The following is a 9,849-nucleotide window of genomic DNA, read 5'->3' on the forward strand; positions in this document are numbered from 1 at the left end:
GCATTCATGGACAAGACCACGGCCGCCCGCATCGCCGCGCGCTTCATCGAGCTGACACCGGAAAAACGACGCCTGTTCTGGGAAAAGATGCAGGCTGACGGCGTGAGTCCGGCGCAGTTCCCGATCGTGCCGCGCGCGCGCGCGGCCGGGCAGCCGGTGGAGGTGTCATACGCGCAGCGCCGCCAATGGGTGCTCGCGCAACTGTCGCCGGACAATCGTGCGTATCACGTCTCGGGCGGCTTGTGGCTGACGGGCGAGGTCGACGCGGCGGCGCTGCGTGAGGCCTTCGCGGCGATCGTGGCGCGCCATGCGGTGCTGCGCACGCGTTTCGTCGCGAACCAGGCCGGCGAGGTCGAGGCCTTCGTCGATGAAGGCGTCTCGCTCGATTGGCGTGAGGAAACGGTGGCCGGCGATGCGCTCGAAGCGTCGGCCCGTTCGCTGGCCGACGAAGCCTTCGATCTGGCGGCGGGGCCTTTGTTGCGCGCGGCGCTGTACCGGGGCGAGGGTGGCCGTCATCTGCTGGCCTTGTCGATGCACCACATCGTCTCCGATGGATGGTCGGTGCAGGTGCTGCTGGAAGAACTGGTCGCGAATTACCGTGCCCGCGTGACGGGCGAGACCCGGGCGCTCGAGGAACTGCCGATCCAGTATGCCGACTACGCCGCCTGGCAGCGCGACTGGCTCGACGTCGGGGAGCGCGAGCGCCAGCTCGACTACTGGAAGGCCGCGCTCGGCGATTCGCATCCGGTGCTGGCCCTGCCGATGGATGGCCTGCGCAGCGCGCATGGCGACTACACGGCCGGCCGCTATGCCCTGGGCTTGCCCGCCGAACTGGCGCAAGCCGTGAAGGCTCGCGCGCAGCAGCAATCGGCCACGCCTTTCATGCTGCTGCTGGCGGCGTTCCAGGCGCTGCTGCATCGCTACACGGGACAGGACGATATCCGCGTCGGCGTGCCGGTGGCGAACCGGAACCGCGTCGAGACGGAGCGCCTGATCGGCTTCTTCGTCAACACCCAGGTGATGCGCGCCAGCTTCGACGGCGACGAGACGCTCGGCATGCTGCTCGACCGGCTGCGCACGGCCACGGTCGGCGCGCAGGCGCATCAGGACCTGCCGTTCGATGCACTGGTCGAGGCGCTGCGTCCCGAGCGCAGCCTCAGCCACAGCCCGCTGTTCCAGGCGATGTTCAATCACCAGCGACGCGACTGGCGGGTGCTGGAAGGCTTGCCGGGCCTGGGCATCGAGCCGCATCCCCTGCCGAGCGCGATGGCGCAGGTCGAGTTGATGCTGAATACGCAGGAGGATGGGCAGGGCGGGCTTGGCTTCGAATTCAGCTATGCGCGCGAATTGTTTTCGGAGGCGACGATCGCGCGCCTGGCCGCGCATTATCGGCGCTGTGTCGAGGCGATCGCGCAGGGCGACTTGGCGATGCGTATCGCCGATGTCGTGCTGACGGACGAGGCCGAGCGCGCGACGCTGGACGGCTGGAGCCGCAATCGCACGCGCTATGACGAGATCGAGCCGGTGTTTCGTGCTTTCGAGCGTCATGCCGCTGCGCATTCCGAGGATGACGCGCTGGTGTTTGGCGAAACCAGGCTCAGTTATGCCGAGCTGAATGCGCGCGCGAATCGCCTTGCGCATTGGCTGGGTTCGCGTGGGATCGGCGTGGAATCGCGGGTTGGTGTTGCCGCCGAGCGCTCGCTGGAACTGGTGATCGCCTTGTACGCGATCATGAAGGCCGGCGCGGCCTATGTGCCGCTCGATCCTTCGTATCCGGCCGATCGGATCGCCGCGATGATCGACGATAGCGGGATTGGTTTGCTGCTTGCACAGGGCGGCCTCGACCTGCCGTCGCGAGAGGGTGTCGAGCGTGTCGACATTGGCACCTTGGACGTATCGTCCTTCCCAACTACCAATCCCGATATCGAATTGCATGGCGCAAACCTCGCCTATGTGATCTTCACCTCAGGCTCGACGGGGCGCCCGAAGGGCGTGGGCAATCGCCATGACGGCCTGTCGAACCGCCTGATCTGGATGCAGCGCGAATACGGCCTGCAACGCGGCGAGACGGTGTTGCAGAAAACCCCGTTCAGCTTCGACGTCTCGGTCTGGGAATTCTTCTGGCCGTTGATGGTGGGCGCACGGTTGGCGATCGCGGCACCGGGCGCGCATCGCGATCCCGCTGAACTGGCGCAGACGATCGTGGCGCACGACGTCAGCACGCTGCACTTCGTGCCGTCGATGCTGCAAGCCTTCGTGGCGATGCCGGAAGCGGCAGCCTCTTGTGGCAAGACGCTGAAGCGTATCGTCTGTAGCGGCGAGGCCTTGCCGGCCGATCTGCGCGAGCGCGTGGCGGCGGTGCTGCCGGGCGTGGAATTGCACAACCTGTATGGGCCGACCGAGGCGGCGATCGACGTGACCGCTTGGGCTTGCGTGGACGAGGCCGGCCGCGCGGTGCCGATCGGTCGCCCGATCGCGGCTACCCAGACCTGGGTGCTCGATGCAAGGCTGAATCCGGTGCCGCCTGGCGTGCCGGGCGAACTGTACCTGGGCGGAGCGGGGCTGGCGCGAGGCTATCTGGGCCGTCCCGACCTGACGGCGGAGCGCTTCGTACCGGATCCGTTCGCGGACGAACCGGGCGCGCGGCTCTATCGCACGGGCGATCTCGCGCGTTGGCGTGCCGATGGCGCGATCGACTACCTGGGCCGGATCGATCATCAAGTGAAGATTCGCGGCTTGCGGATCGAACTGGGCGAAATCGAATCGGCGCTGACGGCGGATGCTTCGGTGCGCGAGGCGGTAGTGATCGCGCATGAAGGCAAGCTGGTGGCTTATGTGACAGGTGAATCGGGGCAAGCGGCGCCCGACGTCGCCGCGCTGCGCACGGCATTGGCTGCACGGCTACCGGACTACATGGTGCCTTGGCGAATCGTGGTTCTGGACACGCTGCCGCTGAATCCGAACGGCAAGGTGGACCGCCGCGCGTTGCCGCTGCCGGCCGCCGAAGCCGAGCAGGGCACGAACTACCAAGCACCGCTTGAAGGCATCGAAGCCGAGTTTGCGTCGATCTGGTCGACGCTGCTGCGAGGCGCGCGCATCGGCCGTCACGACGATTTCTTCGAACTCGGTGGCGACTCGATCCTGGCCTTGCAGATCGTCGCGCGCGCCCGGCAAGCGGGCTACCGCCTGACGGCCCGGCAGATCTTCGAGCAGCCGACTGTCGCCGAGCTGGCCGCCGTGGCCGAACCGCTGTACCAGGGCAGCACGAATCCGCAGGCGATGGCCGTCGAGGAAGCCGCCGCCACCGCTGACGGCGCGTCCGTGCCGCTGATGCCGGTGCAAGCCTGGTTCCTGTCGAAGGCGTTCGCGCAGCCGAATCACTGGAACCAGTCGGTGCTGCTGGCCACGGAAACCGCCCCCGACGCAGCGCGCCTGGAGCAGGCCCTGCGTGCCGTGATGGCGGCGCATCCGGCCTTGCGCCTGCGCTTTTCCTCGACGCCCGAAGGCTGGCGGCAGCACCTCGCGGCGCCGGATGCGGCACCGCTGGTCGCGACGCTGACCGGCGTCGAGCCCGCCGCGATCGATGCGGCTTGCGACACGATCCAGTCGGCGCTCGACATCGAGCGCGGCCCGCTGCTGCGCGCGCTCGTGATCGGCGTGAACGACGGTAGCTGGCGTATCGCGATCGCGATCCATCATCTGGCGGTCGATACCGTCTCCTGGCGCATCCTGCTCGACGACCTGCATCGCGTCTATCGCCAGCTCGAGGCTGGCGAGACGGCAGCGCTGCCGGCGCCGACGCTGTCCTATCCCGGCTTCGCGCGGCGTCTGCACGAGGCGGCGCAAGCCGACGAGGTGGCTGCCAGCCTCGACTACTGGCGCACGCTCGGCGAGATCGACGCGTCGCTGCCGGCGCGTGCCGGCACGCCGGCCGGCGCATGCAGCGTCACCGTCACGCTGGAGCGCGCCGCCACGCAAGCCCTGCAACAAACCGCCAACGCGGCCTACCGAACCCAGCTTGCCGACCTGCTGCTGGCGGCCACGGGCCGGGTGCTGTGCCGCTTCGCCGGCCGCGAGGCGCTGCGCATCGATGTCGAAGGCCATGGCCGCGACGCGCCGCTCGGCGAACTCGACGTCAGCCGCACGGTGGGTTGGTTCACCAGCCTTCATCCGCTGCCGCTGGCAGCGAGCGGCGAGCTCGGCTCGGCCATCAAGCGCGTCAAGGAGGCACGGCGCGCGGTACCGCACGGCGGGAACAGCTTCGGAATGCTGCGATATGCCGGCAGTGCCGCCGCACAGGCAGCGCTCGCCGACATCCGCGATGCCGACGTGCTGTTCAACTACCTGGGCCAGCTCGACGGCTCGCTCGGCGCGGGCGCCTGGCGCCTGGCGGCGGAACGCGGCGGCCGCGGCGTCGGCGCCGAGAACCGGCCGACCCACGCGCTCGACATCGCCGCGCAGATCCGCGACGGCGAGTTGTCGATCGCGCTGCGCCACCCGGGCGGGGACCGCTACGACGCGGCCACGCTCGAAGCGCTGGCGGCCGAGCTGCGTGCCGAATTGACCGTCGTGCTCGAACACTGCACCAGCGGCGCGGCCGGCCTCACGCCGTCCGACGTGCCGCTCGCGGCGATCGACCAGGCGCGTCTCGACGCGCTGCCGGTGCCGGCCGCCGAGCTGGCCGATCTCTATGCACTGGCGCCGATGCAGGCCGGCATCGTATTCCACAGCCTGCTCGGCGCGCAGCAGCATGCCTATGTGAACCAGTTGCGCGTCAATGTCGAAGGGCTCGACGCGGCGCGTTTCGAGGCCGCCTGGGCGGCGGTCGCCAAGCGTCACGACGTGTTGCGCACCGGCGTGCTGAGCTTCGACGATCAACCGCGCCAGTGGGTGGCGCGCGAGGTGGCGACACCGTTCTCGCAGGAGGATTGGCGCGACGGCCCGGCCCCGCTCGCCGAGCGGCTCGACCGCTTCTCGGCCGACGACCTGTCACGCGGTTTCGACCTGGCGCGTCCGCCGCTGTGGCGCGTCACGCTGCTGCGCACGGGCGAGGCGCGGCATCACGTGGTCTGGACCTTCCATCACGTGTTGCTCGACGGCTGGAGCGCGGCGCAACTGCTGGCCGAGGTGCTGTCGATCTATGGCGGCGCCGTGCCGACCGAGGCGCCGGCCCGTTATCGCCGCTTCATCGGCTGGCTGGCCGAGCAGCCGCGCGAGGCCAGAGACGCCTGGTGGCGCGCGCAGACCGCGCGTCTCGACGGCCCGACCTTGCTGACCCAGGCACTGCCGGCGCCGGGCGCCGAGGCCGCCCACGCGGCGCGCCATGGCGTGCTGAACCTGAGCTGCGACGCGGCTCGCACCGCGCGCCTGGCCGCCTTCGCGAAATCGCAGCGCGCCACCTTGAGCGCGCTGGTGCAGGCCGCCTGGCTGGTGCTGCTGCAGCGCTACACGGGGCAGGCCACCGTGAGCTTCGGCGCGACCGTGGCAGGCCGGCCCGATGCGCTGCCGGGCGCCGATCGCATGCTGGGCCTCTTCATCAACACGATTCCGGTGATCGGCACGCCGTCGCCCTCGATGCGCGTGGGCGAGTGGCTGGCGGCGGTGCAGCGCGACGGCGTGGCCGCGCGCGAGCACGAGCACCTGCCGCTGGTGGAGATCCAGCGCGGCGCCGGCATCGACGGCGGCCAGCCGATGTTCGACACCCTGCTGGTGTTCGAGAACTACCCGGTCGACGCGATCCTCGACGATGCCTCGCCGCACGGCCTGCGTTTCTCGGGGCTGCGCAACGAGGACCGCACCAGCTTCCCGCTGACGCTGTCGGTCACGCAGGGTCGCGCGGCGCATGCCGCGACGCCCGGCGAGAGCCCGGCGGCCGGGCTCGACATCGAATTCGCCTATGCGGGCGACCTGTTCACGGCGGCGCAGATCGAGCGCCTGGCCGGCCAGCTCGGCACGCTGCTCGACGCCTTCGCGGCCGATCCCGAGGCGCGGCTCGGCGCGCTCGATCCGCTGCCGGCGGAAGAGCGCGCCACGCTGGCCGGCTGGGGGCGCGGGGCCGAAGTCGCGCCCTTGCCGCCGGTCCATCGGCGGATCGCCGAGCAGGCGGCGCGTCGGCCCTCGGCCATCGCGCTGGCGCATGACGGCGAGACGATCGACTACGGCACATTGGACGCGCGCGCGAATCGCATCGCTCATGCCTTGCGCGCGGCCGGCGTGGGCCCCGACGTGCGCGTCGGGATCGCGATCGAGCGCTCGGCCGGCATGATCGTGGCGATCCTCGGCGTGCTGAAGGCGGGCGGCGCCTACGTGCCGCTCGATCCGTCCTATCCGGCCGAGCGGCTGGCGATGATGATCGAGGACAGCGGCATCGCGCTGGCGCTGACCGAAGGCGCGGGCGCCGACGACCGCGGCCGCATGCCGGTGCCGACGCTCGATATCGGCGAGCTGGCGGCCGAGACGAGCGGCCATCCGTCCAGCGCGCCCGTGTGCGCCGTGCAGGGCGAGCATCTGGCCTACCTGATCTACACCTCCGGCTCGACCGGGCGCCCCAAGGGCGTCGGCATCACGCACGATGCGCTGGCGCGCCATGCCGAGGTGTCGATCGGCATGTTCGGCATCGGCGAGCAGGATCGCGTGCTGCAGTTCTCGACCTTCAATTTCGATGGCTTCGTCGAGCAGGTCTTCCCGACCCTGGCTTCGGGCGCGGCCCTGATCGTGCGCGGCCCCGAGCTGTGGAGCACCGGACGTTTCGCCGAGGAGGTCGAGCGCGAGCGGATCACCGTGGCCGACCTGACCACCGCCTACTGGAACGCGCTGGCGCAGGATTTCGCCGCGCGGCCCGAGGCGCGCGCCGCGCTCGCGACGCTGCGCTGCGTGCATGCCGGCGGCGAGGCGATGCCGGCCGACGGCGTGCGCGCCTGGCGCGCGGCCGGGCTCACGGCGCTCACGCTGGCCAATACCTACGGCCCCAGCGAGGCGACTGTCACGGCGACCTACTTCGATTGCAGCGCAATGTTGAAAGATGCGGCGGCCGAGGTGCCGGCCCAGATTCCGCTCGGCGGTCCGCTGCAGGGCCGCAGGCTGGCGGTGCTCGACATGCACGGCAACCCGGTGCCGCTGGGCGCGGCCGGCGAACTCTGCATCGGCGGGCCGTTGCTGGCGCGCGGCTATCACGATCGCGCGGGCCTGACGGCGGAGCGCTTCGTGGCCGACCCGTTCGCCGCCGTGCCGGGCGCGCGGCTCTATCGCACCGGCGATATCGTGCGCTGGAGCGAGGACGGCACGCTGGCCTATCTGGGCCGCGCCGATCATCAGGTGAAGATCCGCGGTTTCCGGATCGAGCTCGGCGAGATCGAATCGGTGCTGCTGCAGGATGCGCGCGTGCGCGAGGCGGCCGTGATCACGCGCGAGGGCCCGAGCGGGCTGCGGGTGCTGGCCTATGTCGCGCCGGCCGCCGGCGCGGCGGTGGAGGGCGCGGCCTTGCGGGCGGCGCTGGCGGAACGGCTGCCCGACTACATGGTGCCGTCGGCGGTGATGGTGCTGGAGGCATTGCCGCTCAACCCGAACGGCAAGATCGACCGGCGCGCCTTGCCGGAGCCGGCCGCGCAGGCCGGCGAAGAGACGGGGGCGCTGCCGCAGGGCGAGACCGAGCTGGCCCTGGCCGGCATCTGGTCGGCCGTGCTCGGCGTGGAGCCGGTGCGGCGCGGCGATCGCTTCTTCGAGCTGGGCGGGCATTCGCTGGCGGCCATGCAGGTGCAGACGGCGGTCCGCGCCAGGCTCGGCGCCGATATCGCGCTGGTGGAACTGATGCGCAATCCGCCGCTCGCGGCGCTGGCCGAGGCGATCGATGCATTGCGCGCACCGGCGGCGAGCGACGCGGCCATCGCGGCCGAGCTGAACGACATCCTGGCTGGCTTGTAGCCCGGCTGCGCGCTGGTCGCGCCGGTCGATGCCGTCGAAAAAATGCCGCCCGACCTGGTTCACAGGTCGGGCGGCATTTTGCATCGAGGGCCAAGCCTGGTTCATATCCACAGGATGCGCGGCGCCGATTTCCACGTGGAGATCGGCGTGAACCGGCAGCGGCGCGGCGGCCCCGGCTGCCTACCGTCCCGGCTCATCCTCCAGCGGCACATATCCCGCCACCGCTTCCTCATACAAGGCCGTCTGCGTCACCGCCGCCGCGATCGCCGCGTCGTCGTGCTCGGCCGTCAACATGCCCCAGCGCCGATACTGCGAGACGAACCACAATCCATCCGACGCGCGCGGCCGGTTGACCTCGCCACCATCGTGGAAGCGCACCGGCGCCGGCGGCGTCGCGAACGCGCCGTCGCCGTAGTCGCCGAGCAGGCGCGGCAGGATCCGCGCGGCCGGCACGTCGAGCGCCTCGGGCGAGGCCAGCCACTCGGCCGCCCGCGCGCGATTGCCGGGCAGGTCGAGCCAGGCGCCGGCATCGAGCAGGGTGCGGATCAGCGCGCGTGTCGTGTTCGGATAGAGCGCCGCGAACTCGCGGCGGCAGGCCAGCGCCTTCTCGGGATGGTCGTGCCAGACCTCGCTCGAAGCGGCCACCGTGCGCCCGGCGCCTTGCGCCTCGGCCACCGCGTTCCAGGGCTCGCCGACGCAGAAGCCGTCGAGTTCGCCGCTGGCCAGCGCCTCGGCCATGCCCGGCGGCGGGATCACGATGCTGCGCACCTCGCGCAGCGGATCGACGCCGTGCGCGGCGAGCCAGGCATAGAGCCACATCGCATGGGTGCCGGTCGGGAAGGTCTGCGCGAACACCGGCTTGCGGCCCAGCGTGGCGAGCGCCGCGCGCAGCTCGCCCGATTCGCGCCAGGCATCGGCCAGGCGGTTCGAGAACGTGATCGCCTGGCCGTTGCGGTTCAGCACCGACAGCACGGCCAGGTCGGCGCGCGGCCCGCCGATGCCGTATTGCACGCCGTAGACGAGCCCGTAAAGCGCATGCGCGGCGTCGATCTGGCCGGTCAGCAACTGGTCGCGCAGGCTGGCCCAGGAAGGCTGGCGCGCCAGCGTCAGCGCCAGGCCGTGACGCTTGCCGAGGCCCAGGCGTTGCGCGACCACCAGCGGCGCGGCGTCGCTCAGGGCGACGAAGCCGAGCCGCAGCTCGCGGCGTTCGGGCGGCGGGAAAGTCGGTTTCATCATGCTTCACCATCGGGAATTCGGGCTGCGAGGAGGATCTGCCGCGCGGCTTCGACGATGCGGATGCCCTGGTCCATGGCGCGGCGGCGCAGCGTGGCATAGGCATCCTGCTCGCCGAGCCGGCGCGTCTCCATCAGCAGGCGTTTGGCACGGTCGATCAGCTTGCGGTCGGCCAGTTCGTTCTCGACCTCGGCCAGGCGCCGGCGCAGCGCCTCGTCGTGCGAGAAGCGCGCGAGCGCCACCTCGATGATCGGCGCGAGCCGCTCGGGCGAGAGGCCCTCCACCAGGTAGGCGCTGACTCCCGCGCCCACCGCCGCGCGGATCAACTGCTGGTCCGCATCGGGGCTGAACATCAGCACCGGGCGCGGCGCGCGCGCGTGCATCACCGCCAGTTGCTCGAGCGTATCGCGCGAGGGCGATTCGGTATCGATGATCACCACGTCCGGGCGTTCCTTCTCGACCACGGCCGGCAGGCGCGCCGGGGTGGCCACCTCGTCGAGCATCTCGTAGTGGAGCCGCGCGAGCGCATCGCGCAAGGCGCCGATCGGCTTGTCCGTATCGGTGACCAGCAGCACGCGCAGCGGGCGCGGGGCGTCGTGCGCGTCCATCATGCCAGCGGCCCCGAGCAGGCGCGGGCCGGCCCGAGCGACCGGCGGGGCGCGGCCGGTCGGAGGCGAGGCTCGCGCGGGGCGCGGC

3 protein-coding genes are annotated in these 9,849 nt (G+C 71.0%); 1 reads left to right on the top strand and 2 read right to left on the bottom strand.

All coding sequences use genetic code 11. From position 1 onward, the window contains the following. Positions 1-6 precede the first annotated feature (6 nt). On the top strand, positions 7-7,920 hold the full coding sequence (locus F3J10_RS21430) for a non-ribosomal peptide synthetase (protein WP_167242934.1): 7,914 nt from the start codon (positions 7-9) through the stop codon (positions 7,918-7,920). A gap of 180 nt (positions 7,921-8,100) precedes the next feature. On the opposite strand, the gene F3J10_RS21435 is transcribed toward F3J10_RS21430, so the two are convergent. Both F3J10_RS21435 and F3J10_RS21440 read right to left on the bottom strand, forming a co-directional pair. Further along, positions 8,101-9,156, bottom strand: a complete 1,056-nt coding sequence (locus F3J10_RS21435; protein ID WP_167242935.1) for a CmpA/NrtA family ABC transporter substrate-binding protein — start codon at positions 9,154-9,156, stop codon at positions 8,101-8,103. Next, positions 9,153-9,761, bottom strand: coding sequence for an ANTAR domain-containing protein (locus tag F3J10_RS21440; protein ID WP_025099122.1), 609 nt, complete (start codon positions 9,759-9,761; stop codon positions 9,153-9,155). The genes F3J10_RS21435 and F3J10_RS21440 overlap by 4 nt, the downstream gene beginning before the upstream one ends. Between the last annotated feature and the right edge of the window lie 88 nt (positions 9,762-9,849).

It is taken from the genome of Burkholderia sp. Cy-637 (genome assembly GCF_011753175.1).
Lineage (GTDB): Bacteria > Pseudomonadota > Gammaproteobacteria > Burkholderiales > Burkholderiaceae > Burkholderia > Burkholderia gladioli.